At 48.4% G+C, this 18,238-nt stretch carries 16 protein-coding genes; 8 read left to right on the forward strand and 8 right to left on the reverse strand.

Annotated elements, in window-relative coordinates; translation table 11 throughout:
• Positions 1 to 35 precede the first annotated feature (35 nt).
• On the forward strand, positions 36 to 599 hold the full coding sequence (locus LAT77_RS01540; protein WP_290562771.1) for a sn-glycerol-3-phosphate transporter: 564 nt from the start codon (positions 36 to 38) through the stop codon (positions 597 to 599).
• On the opposite strand, the gene rmuC is transcribed toward LAT77_RS01540, so the two are convergent.
• Positions 596 to 1,900 carry a DNA recombination protein RmuC gene (gene rmuC / locus LAT77_RS01545; protein ID WP_290562772.1) on the reverse strand — a complete coding sequence of 435 codons (1,305 nt, stop codon included), beginning with the start codon at positions 1,898 to 1,900 and terminating at the stop codon, positions 596 to 598. The two genes, LAT77_RS01540 and rmuC, sit on opposite strands and share 4 nt — an antisense overlap.
• Before the next feature lie 109 nt (positions 1,901 to 2,009).
• Complete coding sequence (locus LAT77_RS01550; RefSeq protein WP_290562773.1) at positions 2,010 to 3,524, reverse strand: fumarate hydratase; 1,515 nt, start codon at positions 3,522 to 3,524, stop codon at positions 2,010 to 2,012.
• A 149-nt stretch (positions 3,525 to 3,673) separates the two neighbouring features.
• On the opposite strand from LAT77_RS01550, the gene pabB reads away from it, so the two are divergent.
• The 3 genes from pabB to LAT77_RS01565 all read left to right on the forward strand — a co-directional run bounded on the left by pabB (position 3,674) and on the right by LAT77_RS01565 (position 7,144).
• The gene (gene pabB / locus LAT77_RS01555; RefSeq protein ID WP_290562774.1) at positions 3,674 to 5,068 is read left to right on the forward strand and encodes an aminodeoxychorismate synthase component I; all 1,395 of its coding nucleotides are present in this window, start codon (positions 3,674 to 3,676) and stop codon (positions 5,066 to 5,068) included.
• Positions 5,069 to 5,070: 2 nt separating this feature from the next.
• Positions 5,071 to 5,667 carry a CoA pyrophosphatase gene (locus LAT77_RS01560; protein ID WP_290562775.1) on the forward strand — a complete coding sequence of 199 codons (597 nt, stop codon included), beginning with the start codon at positions 5,071 to 5,073 and terminating at the stop codon, positions 5,665 to 5,667.
• Positions 5,668 to 5,770: 103 nt separating this feature from the next.
• Positions 5,771 to 7,144 (forward strand): L-serine ammonia-lyase, encoded by a 1,374-nt coding sequence (locus tag LAT77_RS01565; RefSeq protein ID WP_290562776.1) that lies wholly within the window; start codon positions 5,771 to 5,773, stop codon positions 7,142 to 7,144.
• A 68-nt stretch (positions 7,145 to 7,212) separates the two neighbouring features.
• Here the strand turns inward: LAT77_RS01565 and cysB are convergent, their stop codons facing one another.
• Positions 7,213 to 8,187: an HTH-type transcriptional regulator CysB gene (gene cysB / locus LAT77_RS01570; protein WP_290562777.1), complete on the reverse strand. Its 975-nt coding sequence runs from the start codon at positions 8,185 to 8,187 to the stop codon at positions 7,213 to 7,215.
• A 121-nt stretch (positions 8,188 to 8,308) separates the two neighbouring features.
• On the opposite strand from cysB, the gene yciH reads away from it, so the two are divergent.
• A complete protein-coding gene (gene yciH / locus LAT77_RS01575) occupies positions 8,309 to 8,641 on the forward strand; it encodes a stress response translation initiation inhibitor YciH (protein ID WP_290562778.1) in 333 nt (110 codons plus the stop codon).
• Here the strand turns inward: yciH and LAT77_RS01580 are convergent.
• The 4 genes from LAT77_RS01580 to LAT77_RS01595 all read right to left on the reverse strand — a co-directional run bounded on the left by LAT77_RS01580 (position 8,638) and on the right by LAT77_RS01595 (position 15,170).
• Complete coding sequence (locus LAT77_RS01580; protein ID WP_290562779.1) at positions 8,638 to 10,278, reverse strand: ATP-binding SpoIIE family protein phosphatase; 1,641 nt, start codon at positions 10,276 to 10,278, stop codon at positions 8,638 to 8,640. The genes yciH and LAT77_RS01580 overlap by 4 nt on opposite strands.
• A gap of 5 nt (positions 10,279 to 10,283) precedes the next feature.
• Positions 10,284 to 10,589, reverse strand: coding sequence for an STAS domain-containing protein (locus tag LAT77_RS01585; RefSeq protein WP_290562780.1), 306 nt, complete (start codon positions 10,587 to 10,589; stop codon positions 10,284 to 10,286).
• Between the two features lie 145 nt (positions 10,590 to 10,734).
• On the reverse strand, positions 10,735 to 12,024 hold the full coding sequence (locus LAT77_RS01590) for an amidohydrolase family protein (protein ID WP_290562781.1): 1,290 nt from the start codon (positions 12,022 to 12,024) through the stop codon (positions 10,735 to 10,737).
• Positions 12,024 to 15,170 carry an amidohydrolase family protein gene (locus tag LAT77_RS01595; protein ID WP_290562782.1) on the reverse strand — a complete coding sequence of 1,049 codons (3,147 nt, stop codon included), beginning with the start codon at positions 15,168 to 15,170 and terminating at the stop codon, positions 12,024 to 12,026. The genes LAT77_RS01590 and LAT77_RS01595 overlap by 1 nt, the downstream gene beginning before the upstream one ends.
• Positions 15,171 to 15,470: 300 nt before the next feature.
• On the opposite strand from LAT77_RS01595, the gene LAT77_RS01600 reads away from it, so the two are divergent.
• From LAT77_RS01600 to LAT77_RS01610, 3 genes are all read left to right on the forward strand, one after another.
• The gene (locus LAT77_RS01600; RefSeq protein WP_290562783.1) at positions 15,471 to 15,950 is read left to right on the forward strand and encodes a cytochrome c; all 480 of its coding nucleotides are present in this window, start codon (positions 15,471 to 15,473) and stop codon (positions 15,948 to 15,950) included.
• A 3-nt stretch (positions 15,951 to 15,953) separates the two neighbouring features.
• The gene (locus tag LAT77_RS01605; protein ID WP_290562784.1) at positions 15,954 to 16,604 is read left to right on the forward strand and encodes a cytochrome b/b6 domain-containing protein; all 651 of its coding nucleotides are present in this window, start codon (positions 15,954 to 15,956) and stop codon (positions 16,602 to 16,604) included.
• Between the two features lie 112 nt (positions 16,605 to 16,716).
• Positions 16,717 to 17,085 (forward strand): response regulator, encoded by a 369-nt coding sequence (locus LAT77_RS01610; RefSeq protein ID WP_290562785.1) that lies wholly within the window; start codon positions 16,717 to 16,719, stop codon positions 17,083 to 17,085.
• On the opposite strand, the gene tyrA is transcribed toward LAT77_RS01610, so the two are convergent.
• Entirely contained in the window at positions 17,082 to 18,206 is a 1,125-nt protein-coding gene (gene tyrA / locus LAT77_RS01615) for a bifunctional chorismate mutase/prephenate dehydrogenase (protein WP_290562786.1), read from the reverse strand. The genes LAT77_RS01610 and tyrA overlap by 4 nt on opposite strands.
• Positions 18,207 to 18,238 lie beyond the last annotated feature (32 nt).

Below are 18,238 nucleotides of genomic sequence, written 5' to 3' on the forward strand. Positions count from 1 at the left end.
TGATCTGGTCGGATGATTCGTTGTAGAGAAGTTAAATGGCTAAAAAACTGAATATTCTCATCTGTTTCGTTGCCTTTGTCAGCTCCGGCGCCCATGCGCAGAGCTCGGCATCATCGTTATTGGATTTTAGCAACGATGGCAGTGAGGACTTTTACTACAAAATTCAAACGTCCCTGTGGACCACCCATTTTAATCCGAAGCCAGAACACAACAATCATCAAAATTTAGTTGGTTTTGAAGTCTATGGTCGGCGCTTGCCGCCAGAAACCACGCAACGATTTCATGACCAGTTTGACTACGCTAGGCCCTTAGTTGGCGTAGCATTTTTCCGAAACTCGTTTCATCAAAATACCACCTACCTGTATGGCGGCATTCGTCAAAATTTAGTCGCTGGTCAGCAGTTACAAACTTATATTAAAGTCACTGGTGGCCTTATTCATGGCTATCGCGGTGAGTACCAACATAAAATTCCGTTTAATCATATCGGTATCGCGCCTGCGGTGATTCCCATGTTTGGCGTGCAATACAAACAAGTCAGTAGCGAACTCACTCTCTTTGGCGCTTCCGGTATCATGCTCACGCTTGGACTAACGTTCTAATCTTGACGTTCGTCGTCCTCATCAAGTAATCGGCTGTCTAACTTTTTACTAGGTTGAACACCGAGCTGACGAAACTTTTCGACCCTTCCCAGTAAATTGCCGCGGCCACTACTCAGTTTATTCATGGCAGCATCCCAATGCTTGCGTGTGCCGTCCAATGCTTGACCAATTTTCTGCAAATCCTCGACGAAATTGGCAAACTTGTCGTACAGACGAGCGGCGTCTTGGGCAATGCGTTGCGCATTTTGATTCTGCTGCTCATACTGCCAGATATTGTTCACAGTCCGTAACGCCACCAACAAATTGGTTGGGCTTACCAACATGATATGTTGCTCTAAGGCCAATTTAACGAGGTCAGGATCGCGGTCGACCGCAAGCAAGAAAGCCGGTTCGATGGGAATAAACAACAACACGTAGTCTAGCGTGCGAACTCCCTCTAACTGTTGATAATTCTTTTTACCGAGCTCACGAATATGATTACGCAGCGATTGAATATGATCGTTGAGAGCCTGCTCTCGATCAGCATCGTTTTCGCTATTAAAATAGCGCTCATACGCAGCAAGCGAGACTTTCGAGTCAATGATCACGTCCTTGTCTTTCGGCAGATGAACAATCACATCAGGGCGATAACGTTTACCGTCGTCCTGACGATGTTGTGATTGCGTCGTATATTCACGCCCTTCATGCAACCCTGACTGTTGCAGAATACGCTCAAGAATGACCTCGCCCCACGCGCCTTGCTGGCGCGTGTCACCTTTCAAAGCTCGGGTAAGTGCTTCAGCTTCAGCGCTCATCTGTTGATTAAGTTCACGCAAACTGGAAATTTGTTGCTGCAAGCCTGCTCGCTGTTTCGTTTCGTCACTAAACTGCTGAGCAATTTGCTGACGAAAACCTTCAAGCTGTTTCTGTAACGGGTTTAGCGTGCTTGCCAGTGACTTTTCTTGGCGTTGCTCTAATGCCGCAGTCTTTTGTTCAAAGATCCGATTCGCCAGGTTCTCAAACTCCTTCTGCAAGCGCACTTCACTTTGCTGCAGCAACTCAATTTTTTCCGCCAAATGTTGCTGCTCTCGCTGACTCGCAACCTGCAGTTTTTCATGCTCGGTATACCAATGTTGTGCTTCTTTCTGCTCCTGTTCGAAACGTTCTTGAAGGACTTGTTTCTCAGCGAGGAACCGGGCTATCTCCTCTTCTCTACTTGCCGCGATGCGACGTGCCGAGAACCCAGCAAATAGTCCGACTAGAACTACCCCAAGGAACAGACCAATTGCGAATAACATGAGACCGTCGTTGGTTATCTCCATAGCGACAAAACTTCCTTTTTGACAAGATAATTTCTCGAAGTTTGGCATAAAAAAAGCGCAGTGACAGCAACTTCTGCCTCCGCGCTTTTCGATTTAGCAAAACAAGGTTCTAAGCTGACGTCATTTCCTGAATCTTCACTGCCCATACCGCAGGGCCCGCTTGGTGGGCGTTATTTCCTTGACTGTCAACCGCGACCGTCACCGGCATGTCTTCAACCTCAAATTCGTAAATTGCTTCCATACCGAGGTCTTCAAAGGCGACGACTTTCGCTTGCTTAATTGCTTTCGCCACTAAATAAGCCGCACCGCCAACCGCCATGAGATACACTGCCTGATGTTTGGCAATACTTGCGACCGTTTGTGCACCGCGCTCTGCCTTGCCAATCATGCCGATAATACCGGTTTGCTCAAGCATGAGATCGGTAAATTTATCCATCCGCGTTGCTGTTGTGGGTCCAGCGGGGCCAACCACTTCATCGCCAACTGGATCAACCGGCCCAACGTAGTAAATAAATTTATTATTGAAATCGACCGGCAATTCTTCGCCTTTGTCGAGCATGTCTTTAATCCGTTTATGCGCGGCATCACGACCGGTTAAAAGTTTGCCGGACAAGAGCACGGTTTCGCCCATTTTCCAGTCGCGTACATCTGCGGCCGTCAAGGTATCGAGGTTCACCCGACGTGCATTGTCGCCAACTTCAAACGTGATATCTGGCCAATCCTCTAACTTCGGTGGTTGTAACTTAGCCAGACCACTGCCGTCTAAGTGAAAATGGACATGGCGTGTCGCTGCACAGTTTGGAATCATGGTCACCGGTTTCGACGCAGCATGCGTTGGCATCGACTTGATCTTCACGTCAACCACGGTGGTTAAACCGCCAAGCCCTTGAGCGCCAATACCCAATTGATTCACTCGATTATAAATTTCTAAACGCAGAGCTTCCTCAGCGTTTTCCGGACCACGCGCAATCAATTCTTGGATATCCACCGGATCCATGAGCGACTCTTTAGCTAAAACCGCTGACTTCTCTGCAGTTCCGCCAATACCAATGCCAAGCATTCCCGGCGGACACCAACCTGCGCCCATCTTCGGCAATGTTTCCACGACCCAATCTGCAATGGAGTCACTCGGGTTTAACATCACCATTTTGGTTTTGTTCTCAGAACCGCCGCCTTTCGCCGCAATCGCAACTTCGATTTCGCCGCCCGGAATCATATCAATGTGAACAACCGCCGGTGTGTTGTCTTTGGTGTTTTTGCGACCGCCTGCTGGATCCGCAACGATTGAAGCGCGCAGCGGATTATCTGGATTTAAGTAGGCTCGACGCGTTCCTTCATCAACCATCTCTTGCACAGTCATGTCGGTTTTATCCCACTGCACGTCCATGCCCACTTTAACAAAGCACGTCACGATACCCGTGTCCTGACACAATGGTCGATGACCTTGTGCTGACATCCGCGAGTTAACCAGCATTTGTGCAATTGCACTTTTCGCAGCTTCACTTTGTTCTTTCTCGTGAGCTTCGGCGAGCGCGTTAACGAAATCGAGTGGGTGGTAATAGGAGATAAACTGCAGTGCATCTTCGATGCTATCAATAAAGTCTTGTTGTCGAATAAGTGCCATGCCTAACCTCTTTTCGGCGGTGATATACGATGCTGAATAAACCAACTTATGATACTCTCTTCTCGAAAGTGCTGCCAGTGGATAAGTGCCCTTCAGCGCTGCTAAATCGAATCACCTTAATCACTTTATATTCGGAGTATGTCTGCTTCATGGCGTTTTCGCAGCCTTCCCTTCAGGTTACAGAGCTCAACTACCAAGACTGGCACGATACGGTCGCTATTTTTACGCCTTTTGCTGCAGAACCATGGGCACTTTTGCTCGACTCAGCAGCAGCGAACCATCCCAATAGCCGCTATGACATGCTCTTGCGCCAGCCTTGTAAGACGTTTACGTGGCCAAATGCGCAAACACAACGCAACCCATTTCAGCAACTCCAAGACGAATTAACGCGCTCGCCCATTGCACCTTTACCTGCGCCCTATCAAGATTTGCCATTTCAAGGCGGTCTCGTCGGTCTGTTTGGCTATGATCTTGGCCGCACGCTCGAAGTCTTACCGGAGCTTGCACAACAAGATATCGACCTACCCGATCTAGCCGTCGGCTTTTATCACCATGCACTGATCATTGATCATCAAGAAAAACGGACTTACGCGTTGCAACCAGCCGATTTTACGGTTGCTGCGGATGAATTCTGGCAGTCCAATAGCAAGGCTAACAATAGCGCTTTTCAGTTGACCAGTGCGTGGCACAGTAATCTCAGCGCAACGGAATATCACCGACGTATCGACCAAATTCATGAGTACCTGCGAGCCGGTGATTGTTATCAAATTAACCTTGCGCAACGTTTTCAGGCAACCTTTCAGGGTGATCCATGGCAGGCCTATATTGCGCTGCGAAATGCGAATCGTGCACCGTTTTCCGCTTGGTTGAACCTACCTCAAGGCTGTGTACTCAGCCTGTCGCCAGAACGTTTTTTACGCGTTGCCCCCGATGGTCATGTCGAAACTAAACCGATTAAAGGCACATTACCTCGCCTCAATGACCCGAATCGTGACGCTGAGCAAGTGCAACGGCTGAAAGATTCGCGTAAAGATCAAGCTGAAAATTTGATGATTGTCGATCTCCTACGCAATGACTTAAGCCGCGTTTGCCAACCGGGCAGTGTCCAGGTTTCTTCACTCTTTGCTATCGAGAGTTTCAATGCCGTTCATCACTTGGTCAGTACCGTTGAAGGCCGGCTTCCTGCTGACGTACAACCACTTGCTTTGCTTGCCGCAGCTTTTCCGGGCGGCTCCATTACGGGCGCACCGAAAATTCGAGCAATGGAGATTATTGATAGTCTCGAGCCACATCGCCGGTCCGTTTATTGCGGCAGTATTGGCTACTTTAGCGTACATGGTCAGAGTGATACCAGCATCACCATTCGCACGTTATGCACCTATCAGGATTCCATATACTGCTGGGCTGGTGGCGGAATCGTTCATGATTCCGATGCAGCTTCCGAGTATCAGGAGACTTTCGACAAAGTGGCAAAGATTCTTCCTGTGCTGCAAACCTGCGGCGATGTAGTCAACACTGTCACGGTCGACGAAAGTAAGGGGTGACAATGAATCGAGCTGAGTTTTTACAAGCCTTTTCGTTTTCATGCACACCACAAGTTGCATGGCCAGATTATCCGCTCAAGCCTTCAGCCGTTTTGGTCGCACTGCAGGAGTCCGCGCATGGACTTGAATTTGTTCTTACCCGTCGTCCAGGGCATATGCGCCAACATGCGCACCAGATCTGTTTTGCTGGAGGCCGTCACGAATATGCTGATGAGTCGCTGTTAGCCACTGCACTGCGCGAAGCGGAAGAAGAATTAGGTATTGATCCAGCGATCGTTGACATCATTGGTGAACTGCCTTCACAACCGGTCTTATCGCGGTCGATGATTCATCCCTATGTCGGATTCATTCCACACGGGTTAAACTTTTACCCTGACCCAGGAGAAGTCGAAGAAATCGTTAAAATACCTGTACTGAGGTTATTGGATCACGAAACCTATTACGTTCAGCGCGTCAAACGCTTGCTCTACCACGAACTTGTCTTTATTCCTCACCAAGGTCAGTTGATTTGGGGAGCAACAGCAGCGATCATACGTCGCTTAGCTGACCAACTTTACCCTCATCGCTCCCAAATGGTTCGGAAGCTGCCTGATTTATAGGCGCGCAATCAATCAAGATAGCCCGACCAGTTGACTTTGACTTGCACAAGTCAGAATTTATCACCACACTAACGCTCAACACAGTCCAAGGAGTGCAGTAAAAATGATTAGCGTGTTTGACATCTATAAGGTCGGTATCGGCCCATCCAGTTCTCATACCGTTGGCCCTATGCGGGCGGCAAAAGAGTTTTTAGAACATGTCAAAGGCGAATTTGGATTGGCGCAAATTAGCAAAGTTGAAGTGGAGCTGTTTGGTTCTTTAGGCCAGACCGGTAAAGGCCATGGAACAGGTAAGGCAGTTATTCTCGGACTTGCTGGTGAATCACCTGAGCACGTCGACACCCATAAAGTTGACGAATTTCTAGCGACCGTTGAAAAAACACAAACACTGAAGCTGCTCGGTGAGCATGAAGTAGCATTCCCTTCTGCGGGCGCGATCACCTTTCATCGCCGCAAGACCATGCCGAAACATGCAAACGCGATGGAGCTGCGCGTCTACAGCGACGATAAATTACTATTTAAAGACCTCTATTATTCAATTGGTGGTGGTTTTATCGTTCGCGATGCAGACTTCGATGAAAGCTTAGAAGAAGCCATTGAGCAGAGCTCAAAGCCAATTCCCTATCCTTTTGACAGTGCCAAAGAGTTATTAGCCCAATGTAAAGAGCACGGCATGCGTATCAGCACGCTGATGCTCAACAATGAGTTGGTTTTTCGAAATAAATCAGAGATTTGCAAAGGCTTAATGCACATTTGGAATACCATGGATGCGTGCATTACCAATGGTATCCATACCGAGGGTATTTTACCGGGCGGTCTTAAAGTTCGCCGTCGTGCCCCCGACCTTTATCAACGGCTGAAAACCGAGAAGTCGTCCGATCCCATGCAGGTTATGGATTGGGTAAGTCTTTTTGCTTTAGCCGTGAATGAAGAAAATGCGGCCGGCGGACGCGTAGTCACAGCCCCAACCAACGGCGCAGCGGGCATAATCCCGGCAGTTATGAAGTATGCCGATAAGTTTATTCAACCCCTCGATGAAGACGCTGTGACGCGTTTCTTATTAACGTCAGCGGCAATTGGTATTTTGTACAAGAAAAATGCTTCGATATCCGGTGCTGAAGTTGGCTGTCAGGGTGAAGTTGGCGTGGCCTGCTCGATGGCTGCGGGCGCACTAGCTGAATTGATGGGCGGAGATATCGGTCAAGTCGAGAATGCTGCAGAAATCGGTATGGAGCACAACCTGGGTTTAACCTGCGACCCTGTCGGTGGCTTAGTGCAAGTGCCCTGCATTGAACGTAACGCCATGGGTGCCGTCAAAGCCATCAATGCCGCTCGCTTAGCCCTACGCGGCAGTGGCGAACACAAAGTCTCGTTAGACAAAGTGATCAAGACAATGTGGGATACGGGTAACGACATGAAGAGCAAGTACAAAGAAACTGCTCGCGGTGGTTTGGCGGTCAATATTATCGAGTGTTAACCAGCGCAACATAACCGAGAATGAGCCGCAGCTGAATTGCTTCACTGCGGCTTTTTACTACGCTCTAATTAATAAGTCGGTAATGCTAAGCTTTGAAAGTAGTTTTCAATCGCATCATTACTGCGCAACGCCACGGCTTCGTCGACCACGCGGCGCTCTAAATGCGGTGCAAATCGTTCCATAAAATCATACATATAACTACGCAAAAAGACGCCACGACGAAAACCAATTTTCGTTGTGCTCGGTTTAAATAAATGATCGGCCGGCAGCGCAACAAGATCACTGTCTTTTTGCTCTTCATAGGCCATGGTTGCGATCACACCGATGCCTAAGCCCATCCGCACGTAGGTTTTAATCACGTCCGCATCGGTGGCAGTGAATACAATTTTAGGTTGCAAACCCGCTTGATTGAACGCCTGATCCAAACGAGAACGGCCCGTGAACCCATGCACGTAAGTCACTAAAGGATACTCTGCTAGCTGCTCAATCGTGACTTTCGTATGTTGCGCCAGTGGATGTCCCGGCGGCACCAGAATACTCCGATTCCAGTGATAACACGGCAACATGATGAGGTCTTGATAGAGATGTAAGGCTTCAGTCGCTATGGCGAAGTCCGCTTTACCTGACGCTGCGAAGGCACTAATTTGTTCTGGCGAACCTTGATGCATGTGCAGAGAAACGTTTGGGTATTTCTCCATGAAACCACGAATCACATGGGGTAGTGCGTAGCGTGCCTGTGTATGCGTGGTTGCGATATTCAAATGCCCCTGATTCGGCTGAGTATGCTCAGCTGCAACAGATTTTATACCCTCAACTCGAGTTAGAATATCGCGCGCTATGTGAATCACTTCTTCGCCAGCCGGCGTCACGTGGGTAAGATGTTTACCACTACGACCAAAAATCTGAATACCGAGCTCATCCTCAAGCATCCGCACCTGTTTACTAATACCCGGTTGCGAGGTATAAAGTGCCTCAGCGGTCGCTGAAACATTTAACTTATTATTCAATACTTCAACGATATAACGCAGCTGCTGTAGTTTCATAATGGTAAGATTTTTGCCGACGATTTATATTCTTTAATCGACTAAGATTGTCAGTATCTATATCAACTGTCAAACAAAACGTCTGCGAATAGAGCTAAAGTTCAAACCAGAGGAGTGATCGATGTCATTGCGAGATCAGCTATCGAGTTTAGTTTACAGCACCGAAACGGGTAGAGTGAATCCTGAAAAGGAAGTTGTAGAGCCTCCTAAGGGCGACGGTATTGTGCGCATTCATCGCGAAACCAAAGGTCGAAAAGGTAAAGGCGTCACGCTCATCAAAGGCTTGGAACTTTCACTGGAAGACATGAAGACACTGGCGAAACAACTGAAACAACGCTGTGGTGTTGGCGGAAGCGTAAAAGACTTCGTCATTGAAATCCAAGGTGATCAACGCGAAGCCTGTAAAAAGTTTCTAGAAGAAGCCGGTTACCGGGTTAAGTTAGCGGGAGGTTAAAAAGACCGTTGCCGTTCTTGCTGCAATGGGTAGGCGAACTCGATTCGACGGCCGCCTTTTGACCATTGAACCTGATTCGTTAGTTCGCGAATAAGCATCAATCCTCGACCGGATACGTGCTGCATCGATTGTGCTTTCAGTTCTTCAAAATCAAAGCCGTCGCCATCATCTTCAACCGCAACTCGCATTTTGTTTTCTGCGGGTCGATAATCAAGTTCTATTAAAATTAATCCACGACGCAATCGGCTTAAGCGATAAGTACGTTCTCGATAATACCGTTCGAAACCATTTTCTTGCTGCTTTAATTTAGACGACAGTTTTAGAATGCCGTATTCCAAAGCATTATTGTAAGCTTCGGTAATCACGGTATAAAGGCCCGCTTTAAATTCTTCAAAGCCGCGTAATTGGCCGATACCTGTCAGCAGCTCCTCGACCGGATCCATCCGCCGCATCACATCCGAGGTTAACCGCAAGTTAATTTGAAATGGCAATGGGGTTAACTTCTGCGAACGCGTCGAAGGGTTTAGCCCAGTTGGCACACACAGCAACTTAACCAATGACATATCGTCATTCGCACCACGGACTTCCCGCTCCGCTAATAATGCATCCTCTAATGCATGGATGTCCCAATTCACGTCTCTGCCAAGTTGCTGAAAGCCTTGATACCCTAATGGACGATTATGTTGGACACCCAACTCAATTACGCCATCGGTATACAGAATGAGTCGCGCACCTTCGGCGACATAGGTAAAGGTTAACGCTGAATCAAACTCATCGGCACTCAAAACACCAAGAGGAAGATGTTGTGGCGTTAGCTCTTCGCTGACGTTACCGCTCTCATCGACAATAAACGCAGGAGGCATGCCCCCGCTCCACCAGGTCAAATGCCTGCCCGATGCGGAGAGTTCAACCACCGTCGCACAAAAAAACAAACTCGTGGGTAATAATTTATTCAGTTGCTGATTGACTTCATAAACGATTTTACTGACCGGCGCGCCGCGCTTTGCCATCGCAAAAAATGTTTGTGCGGTCGGTAAGGTGCCAATTGCAGCTGGTAAACCATGCCCGGTAAAATCGCCTAAAAGTAAATAAATGCTACCTAAAGGACCGCGTGCAAATAAATACAAGTCACCATTGAACGTGGTAAACGGCAAGAGAATCGTGTCAATGTGCGGGTAATTTTGAAGATTTCTGCTCAACGCATTGGCAAAAATATTCTCAACGATACGGTGTTCTTGCGCTGCTTTTTCTTTTGCCTTCACTTGCTGTTGGTCATTTTCAAGCAAGTTTAAAAGGTTACTTAACTTGTGATTAAGTACGATACGATGAAATGGGACGGTCAGTAATGCGGCTGGACTCATAGCCTCAGCTTGGAGAACACCATGCTCGTCAGTAACATCAACAACCACTAAGAGAACTCGGGTATCGCTCCCTTTCAGTGCTCTTAAAAGTTCCGCTCGTTCATGCTTGGAGGTTGCAACAAGAGCAACACAAGCGAATGTGATTGCTGGGTTTTGCAATGCCGAAACGAACGTTGACAGCGTGTTGCTGGTCTGCGATTCGACGCCCAAATCCTGCAAAGACTGACTCAATTCAGCGGTTAATTTGCAGTCTTTACAAAAAATAATGGCTGCCATGGCGACTAATCAATCACAAACAGTTTATCGAAGCGCGATATATCAAAAACTTTACGTACGTTTGGTCTGCAATTGACCAAGTGAAAACGACGTTGCTCTGGCATCAACGATTTACGCATGTTGAGTAACATGCCCAAACCTGAACTATCGATGTGGTCGGTTGCCCGAAAGTCAATAATTACCTGACGTACACTCGGTGCCATTCCTTCGTAGGCATTGCGGAATTCTTGTACCCGTGAAAAATCAAAATGACCCGAGATATAGATAATAAACTGCTTACCGTCATTGGCATACTCGGTTACGAGTGACATATAAATTACTCCCTGTGCACATGCATGTTTCCCCTAGAATAAGCAGCAATGATTCAATATACAATGCATACTGCGTGATTCGTCGGCACGAATAAAAATCCCCAGCAACGCCGGGGATTTCCCTTAGAACATCAGTGCAATTTTATTATTCAACGATGCGTTCTTGATACTTTTGGTACAGTTGCCAGTGTCGGTTACTCAAGTCAATTGCGCGACCGTCAATAAACATGTGTTGAATGTCTTGACCAAGATGATCGAGAACATCGCCACTTGAAACAATGAATGTCGCTTGTTTTCCAGCTTCAATACTGCCCAGTCGGTCCGCAACACCTAGAATCTGGGCTGGTCCATAAGTGATCGCTGCGATTGCTTGATCATAATCGAGTCCATAAGCAACTGCATTACCGGCGGCAAACGCGAGATTTCGAACATCCCAAAAGCCTGGGTAAGCAATTGCAAAATTAACCCCTGCGTCAGCGAGTAATTTTGGTGTGCTAAACGCGCTATCATAGGCTTCATCAACCCGCGACGGCAAGCCGTAAGCGGCACCGAATACCACTGAAACATCCGCTGCGGCAAGCTCGTCAGCCATCATCCACGCATCGCGACCGCCCATAATGACCAGCTCAAAACCATACGCTTCGTTGAACGCCAAGATTTGCTCAATCTGACGGCGATCATCAGCATGCACAAACAGCTTCTGTTCACCTTTAAACAACGACCGCATAGCTTCCCAACGCTGGTCGACACGCGTTTGAGCGCCACTTTCGCGAGCTTCGTGATAGACCTTCGCTGTAGCAAACAACTGTTGTAGTTGTTCGCGCTGCTCTTGTTGGGTATTGCGCTGCTGTTCTGGCGTTCGCCGCTCCCACGGCGACGTATTTAAGCCAGTCCGAGGCCAAGTAACATGCATGCCATTAGGACTCGCTTCAATACCATCACGCCAATTCCAGCTATCTAATTTCATCAAGCTTGATTGACCACGCACCAGAGGCCCTTGCGGAACAACTTGTGCGTGCGTCACACCGTTATAGCGAATCGTCGGGATAATTTCCGAGTCCGCATTGAAGGCATGATGCGCCATCACTTCCGGCGTGAAATTACCCACTTCATTGGTATCAACCGTTGCCCGAATTGCCGGAATTTCAATAATCCCCAAAGTCGTATCTAACGCTATAATTCCCGGATAAACATGTTGTCCTTGAATATCGATAACGGTCGTACCTTCCGGAATCTGTAAGTTTTCACCGACAGCAACAATTTTACCGTCGACAAACAGTAAGTCTGCGCTGTCTAAACGACCTTGCGTCACCGTATGGATGGTTCCGCCTTGCAACAGAATTGGGCCACTTTGAGGTGCGCCTGGGACAAGGTTGTGCGCGTGTGCAGCCGATGCGACCAAACCAAGGCCAATTAAAAGTGCTTTAAGTTTCATTAGTGCGCTCCTCCAAATCCATGATGGCTGTGGCCATGAGCATGTTCTGCACTATACCACTGGTTCCAAACGTCAAACTGATCTTCACAGTGCCACGTTGGCTGCTCTTCACGGAAGCCGTTACGATGACCTTGTTGCGCCTCTTCACCCGCACCAAGTACTTTCTGAATAAGGGCAGTACGCTCCGCGGCAACACGTTCACGCATGGCCAAATCATCTTGTCGATCAAAGTATTTGCGACCTTCAATCCAAGTTTGTTGCACTTGTGCGTAGGCCGACAAAGGGTGATGGTTCCAGAACACTAAGTCGGCATGCTTTCCGACCGTAATGCTGCCGACATAATCTGCAATTTCAAGCTGCTCCGCAGGATGCAAAGTGATCATTTTCAATGCATCGTTTTCACTCATTCCGCAATAACGGACTGACTTAGCGGCTTCCGTATTCAAGCGACGCTGCAAGTCATTGCTGTCTGAGTTAATGCTGGTATGCACGCCCTGCTCCATCATTAAACATGCATTTTGTGGAATTGCATCAAATGCTTCAATTTTGAACGCCCACCAATCAGCAAACGATGACGCCCGTGCGCCATGTTCGGCAATCTCTTTAGCCACTTTATAGCCTTCGAGAATGTGCGTGAAGGTATGAATTCGGAAGCCCTGTTGCTCAACCACATCCATCAGTGCCAGTACTTCCGAAGCCACATAAGAGTGGACATGAGTATGACGTTCGCTCTTCAGGATTTGCAGCAAAGTTTCCATCCGATAATCACGGCGTGGCGGTGCCATTCTGCGCTTCTCCGCACGACTCATGCGCTCGTAAGCCTGATGCTCAGCTTCATATTCACGCGCTTGTTGGAATGCGTCTTGAATCAGCTTGGCAACACCCATGCGTGTTTGCGGATAACGAACCGTGTAGAGTTCACCCCAGTTACTTTGCTTGACGTTTTCACCAAGCGCCATTTTGATCGTTGGTGGTGTCTCTTTAAACTTCAGGCCTTCAGCATTCGCACCCCAGCGCAGCTTAATCGCTTGGCCTTGGCCACCGATCGGGTTTGCCGAGCCGTGCAAAAGATGGGCGATGGTTGTCCCACCCGCGAGTGAACGGTAGATGTGAATATCATCGGGATTAACGACATCGCCAATCCGCACTTCCGCGGTAATTGCTTCGGTGCCCTCGTTGACGCCTTGGGAGATTGCGATATGCGAGTGTTCATCAATAATACCCGGCGTAATATGCATACCCGACGCATCAATCACTTCGTATCCACGTGGTGTTGACAGGTTTTCACCAATCCGGTGGATTAAGCCGTTGCGGACGATAATATCTGTGTTCTCAAGTACGCCTTGGTCATCTGCGGTCCACACCGTCGCATTACGAATATGTAGGTTCTTTTGCTCCGGCAACGCATCACGACCGAAGGCCACATTGGGGTATGTCAAATCACTAATATAGGACACTGCTTGACGATCATTAGCCGTACTTGGTGCGCTGCTTGATTCGTTGTCGTCATTCGCCAAAGCCGTGATCGTGACAACCTCGCCTGCGGCTGTTTGTACGGTGCCACTTAACTGCCCCTGAGACTGATGCTTGAAGCTAAAGCGATAAACCCCTTGATGACCAAACTCTTCGAGGTTAACAGCAAAACGTAATTGTTCGTCGTCTTGACGAGCATTGCTTGCACGTACCTTTTTATCATCTGCACTCAACTCGACTTGTAGGCGATTACTCGCCGTCACTTTCACTGAGAAGGCAGCCTCACCTTGTGCTGGGGCAAATCCACTCACTGTCCAGTTACCGTTAAAGTCAACGGGATGCATCGGCTTAAAGCTATTCTCATGACCTTGCGTCCAGACCGAAACAATCTCACCGTCCGCGAACAGGTCGCCTCGACTGATCACGAGATCCGCACGGTAGCCGGCTGCCAGCTTTCCACTTTGCTCTGCAACGCCTGCGATTTCAGCAGCTTGCGTCGTTAGCGCCGCAAGCGCGCGATCTTTTGATAAACCGTGCTGTACCGCCTTACGAACATTTGGCCAGAAATCTTGGGGCTTCTCTAAACCATTCATCGTGAATGCAAACCGAACATTGGCGTTGGCCAAGGCCGCTGGATTTCCCGGCGCGCGCTCCCAATGGCGTAAATTCGCCAACGACACATCCAGCTCTGCAAACTGATCACTTAACTCAGGCGCAGCCGGAAATGACATCGGTAAAATCAGCGCTGCTCCAGTCGCCTTCACGTCATCGAGACGGGCATATTCGAAACCTGAACCGACGTAAGTCACTGGGATTTCAAATTGGCTAAAGACTTGATGCGCGCGCAGCAAGTTTTGTTCGTTGGTGGTGTGGAAAACCATACCGCTGCGCTGCAGGTTCTGAAGTGCCGCAAGTGCCGCATTAAACTCGACCTGTCCATTGCTCGCTTGCTTGCCCGCTGCGTCTTGATACCAAGACGCATCCGCTAAGGTTTGCCGAATTAAGGCAATACTGCCCATCAATGACTGCGGGTACTGTTGCGGCGAACTACCTTTATCAAACGAACCAAAATGTTGTGTGCGGGTTTGGTAAACCGCGGTATTTGGTAATGTATCGGCGAGCGAGACTGTTGTCGCGCGGCCACGGAAAATACCATCCAAACGAGCACTTTGTACGGTCGTGAAACCTTGCTGCAAATAGTTGCGGGCCTGACTCGAGTCCGGCTTGAATGTATCGACCCAATTTTTCTCAGCATGAATCGCAGCATTTGAAGCGTTGCCACCTTCACGTTGATTACTGTAGACCGGAGCAGATGACCGACCACGGTTCGTCGCTCGACCTGGCTGTTCAACACCATAATTGCTGTACGGGTCGATAAAACCCGGGTAAATCGTGTAGCCCGACGCATCAATTACGCGAGCACCTGAGGGAGCACGGTTGTTTCGTTCAATCGACCGAATCGCACCATTTTCAATCACCAAGGTAGCGTTCTCAATCTGAGTGCCTGGCTCGGTAATTAAAGTCGCATTAGTGAACGCAATGAGGTTTGGATTATGGTGATGTAGACCTTGGACTGGCGTCGTTTGATCTTGCGGCGCTCCGGCAGCTACCGAAAAGGCAAGCAAACTTGTTCCAGCCAGCAATAGTGATTGCTTGGTGGATATTCGCATCATAAGTGTTTCCCTAGTGTTTCCCTTGTTGACAACATCGACGTTAATTCGCCCGTGGCATTTTCTCTCGCCATTCACTCGCGACAAAAATGCCTGCGACGTTTCGCTGTATGTTATATTGTTGTAATGTTTGTTATTAAAGCTGTTATTGCACTGACAAACAATGAGAAGCGCGATGAATGACCTTGATTCAGGGGTAAACACAGAAACCAGTGAACCTGAACCTCATTCTATGACGTATTCTCTATATTGAGTGTCAAACCACATCGTTATTCCACCAATAAGCAAAACAAGGAGTTCACTATGCGTTTGCTAACAACCTTCTCTGCTTTAACCGTTTCAATTGGTATCGCAGCGCTTGCCGCCACATCGAACCCAGTGCAAGCGAGTGCATTTACTCAGGCTGAAGACGCAGTCAAATATCGGCAAGGTGCATTTCAGCTCATTCGTGAAAACTTTGGCTACATGTCCGGCATGGTACGTGGCGAAATCGACTTTGATGCTGAACAATTCAAACAGCGCAGCCAAGCACTTTATCACCTCAGTAACATCCCATTTGACGCATTTTCTGGGGCTGGCGAAAATGCCACCGACAACAGTGATGCATTGCCTGCCATTTGGCAGAATCGTAGCGACTTTGATGCCAAGGCTGAAGCCTTTCAACAAGCGGTAAAAGAACTGGTGGAAGCGGCAGATAGCGAGAATATGCGGACGATTCGTCCGGCATTTATGGCAACTGCGCGGACATGTCAGCAATGCCACGAAGGCTATCGAGCGGACTAAACCATGATGAATACGCTGACGATTAAGCTGTGGGACGGCTTCATTCGTAGCTTTCACTGGTTGCTTGTCGTTGTTCTTGCAGGTCTTTGGTATACCGGCGGAGACATCGACTATATCGACTTGCATCATCAACTGGGTTTGGTGATGCTCGCCCTTCTCCTGACACGGATCATGTGGGGGATAGTCGGCAGCCAGTCAGCTCGGTTTAGCTATTTTATGCGCTCACCCATTGCAGTTTGGCAATATTTTAAAGCGCCATTCAAGCATGAATACGTCACCCATAATCCGGCTGGCGCCTATATGGTGATCATCATGCTGGCATTGCTGCTCAGCCAAGCGATCAGCGGCCTGTTTACCGACGACGCCATTTTCTTTCGTGGACCGTTGGCCCATCTAGTCAGTAATGACATGGTACGGAGTTTGACCCGTTACCATAAACAGGCATTTGACTATATTTTGATCGCTATCGCACTCCATCTTGTGGCTATCTTCGTCTACACAGTGATGAAGAAACGACTTGTTGGACCGATGATTACCGGTCGCAAAGCTTATCCGGAAAACGCTCAAGTTAACCAACCCAAACAGCGTCATGGCGCGTTCGGTTTGGTGCTGCTAGGCATCAATATAACATGGATTTTCGGCTGGCTGAGTTAGCCGATGAATGGCACTGAAAGTAATTGAACCGCTTGCTTTCAGTGCCTTTGGTTGACTTTACCCGTCGGTCCATGGCAGTCTTAACACTGAATTTTCAATGCAAAAAGTTGCTATGAAACGCATATTAATCGCAGACGATGACTTTATCAGTCTCGAAGTTCTAAAAGCGATGTTAAGTCGCTACCCCGTCGAAATCCTCACGGCGATGACAGGTGCGGATGCGCTCCAACAAGCACTCGACCAACAGCCAGCGTTATTGATTTTAGACTATGAAATGCCTGACTTTACCGGAGCTGATCTTTGTATCAAGTTGCGGCAAAACGCAATGTTTGCAACGACACCGATCGTTGCCTTAACCAGTCATCAAAGTCCAAACGAACTGGAAGCATGCAGAAATGCTGGAATGAATCAAACGCTGCATAAACCAGTCGCTCCGGATGCCATCGAGCAGCTACTGCGTGGCCATCACATTATCACCTAGCCCGCTTTAACATCATCCGCATGCTGCAACATACTCGCTGACTCTTGTAAAAATTGTCTTGCATAAGGACCAAACCATTGGGCAACGTGCTGAAACTCGCGAACGAACGCGTCGCGTCCTTCAGTCTCAAGTAAGGTCAGTAAATCTTGGAATCGTTGTAAGTAACGGCGAATCATACGGTGCTGATCGCGATCAGAAAGAATGATATCTGCATATAACTCAGGGCTTTGCGCGAACAAACGTCCGACCATCATGAGTTCCAAACGATAAATGGGTGAACTCAGCGCAAGAAGCTCATCAATTTCGACATCTTCATGAACGAGATGGTAACCATACACAAACGTCGACAAATGGCGCATTACCTGAATCACCGACATTGCCCGATCATGGCGTTCAGCGTCCAGTTCATGCAAGCGCACACCCCAAATTTCGAATTGGCGTAGCAGCCACTGACAAGCCTGCGAATCGCGTCCTGGTGTCACCAATACGGTTTGCTTTGCAAACGTCGGTACGCCAGGCCCAAACATCGGGTGTAGACCTAAAACGGGACCACTGTGTTGAGCGAGCATCGCGCTTAACGGTGTCACTTTCACACTGGTTAAATCAGCAAGAATACAATCGTCAGGTAAATTAGGTAAGTGACGAATAACCTCTTCTGTTTGTGCCACTGGCACGCTGATTAACACGAGTTGTGCGTCTTTTACGGCGTCATGCAGAGCGTCTTGGTTATCACGATCAATCACGATCACCGTATAACTCGATAATTCCAGCCAACGGACAAATAATGAGCCAAGTTGTCCCTTACCACCGACCACGACAACTGGCCGCAATGCTTCCCCAGTCCGTTGAAAACCTTGATTACGTTGCCTTAAATAAGACTCACGCATCGTCCGCCGCAAGACATCTTCGACCAGATCACCACTCAGACCTGCTTGTTCAGCTTGCTCCCGACGGGCGGAGATTAATGCAGCTTCACGTTCAGGTACATACAATGGCTGACCAAGCTCCTGCTTAACCTCACCTATTTTCCGCGATAATTCCATTCGCTCAGCTAATAGCTTTACCAACGCCGTGTCAGCTTGATCAATTTTATCGCGCAGTACCTGCAACCGTTCATCCACGTCAACACCTCAACTTCAATCTGAGTTAGAAC

This window comes from Aliidiomarina sp. (genome assembly GCF_022565475.1).
Classification (GTDB): domain Bacteria; phylum Pseudomonadota; class Gammaproteobacteria; order Enterobacterales; family Alteromonadaceae; genus Aliidiomarina.

Bases quoted from the DNA above. Each gene is read 5' to 3' on its own strand.
- LAT77_RS01540 (WP_290562771.1), top strand. From the start codon at position 36: ATGGCTAAAAAACTGAATATTCTCATCTGTTTCGTTGCCTTTGTCAGC.
- rmuC (WP_290562772.1), bottom strand. From the start codon at position 1,900: ATGGAGATAACCAACGACGGTCTCATGTTATTCGCAATTGGTCTGTTC.
- LAT77_RS01550 (WP_290562773.1), bottom strand. From the start codon at position 3,524: ATGGCACTTATTCGACAACAAGACTTTATTGATAGCATCGAAGATGCA.
- pabB (WP_290562774.1), top strand. From the start codon at position 3,674: ATGGCGTTTTCGCAGCCTTCCCTTCAGGTTACAGAGCTCAACTACCAA.
- LAT77_RS01560 (WP_290562775.1), top strand. From the start codon at position 5,071: ATGAATCGAGCTGAGTTTTTACAAGCCTTTTCGTTTTCATGCACACCA.
- LAT77_RS01565 (WP_290562776.1), top strand. From the start codon at position 5,771: ATGATTAGCGTGTTTGACATCTATAAGGTCGGTATCGGCCCATCCAGT.
- cysB (WP_290562777.1), bottom strand. From the start codon at position 8,187: ATGAAACTACAGCAGCTGCGTTATATCGTTGAAGTATTGAATAATAAG.
- yciH (WP_290562778.1), top strand. From the start codon at position 8,309: ATGTCATTGCGAGATCAGCTATCGAGTTTAGTTTACAGCACCGAAACG.
- LAT77_RS01580 (WP_290562779.1), bottom strand. From the start codon at position 10,278: ATGGCAGCCATTATTTTTTGTAAAGACTGCAAATTAACCGCTGAATTG.
- LAT77_RS01585 (WP_290562780.1), bottom strand. From the start codon at position 10,589: ATGTCACTCGTAACCGAGTATGCCAATGACGGTAAGCAGTTTATTATC.
- LAT77_RS01590 (WP_290562781.1), bottom strand. From the start codon at position 12,024: ATGAAACTTAAAGCACTTTTAATTGGCCTTGGTTTGGTCGCATCGGCT.
- LAT77_RS01595 (WP_290562782.1), bottom strand. From the start codon at position 15,170: ATGATGCGAATATCCACCAAGCAATCACTATTGCTGGCTGGAACAAGT.
- LAT77_RS01600 (WP_290562783.1), top strand. From the start codon at position 15,471: ATGCGTTTGCTAACAACCTTCTCTGCTTTAACCGTTTCAATTGGTATC.
- LAT77_RS01605 (WP_290562784.1), top strand. From the start codon at position 15,954: ATGATGAATACGCTGACGATTAAGCTGTGGGACGGCTTCATTCGTAGC.
- LAT77_RS01610 (WP_290562785.1), top strand. From the start codon at position 16,717: ATGAAACGCATATTAATCGCAGACGATGACTTTATCAGTCTCGAAGTT.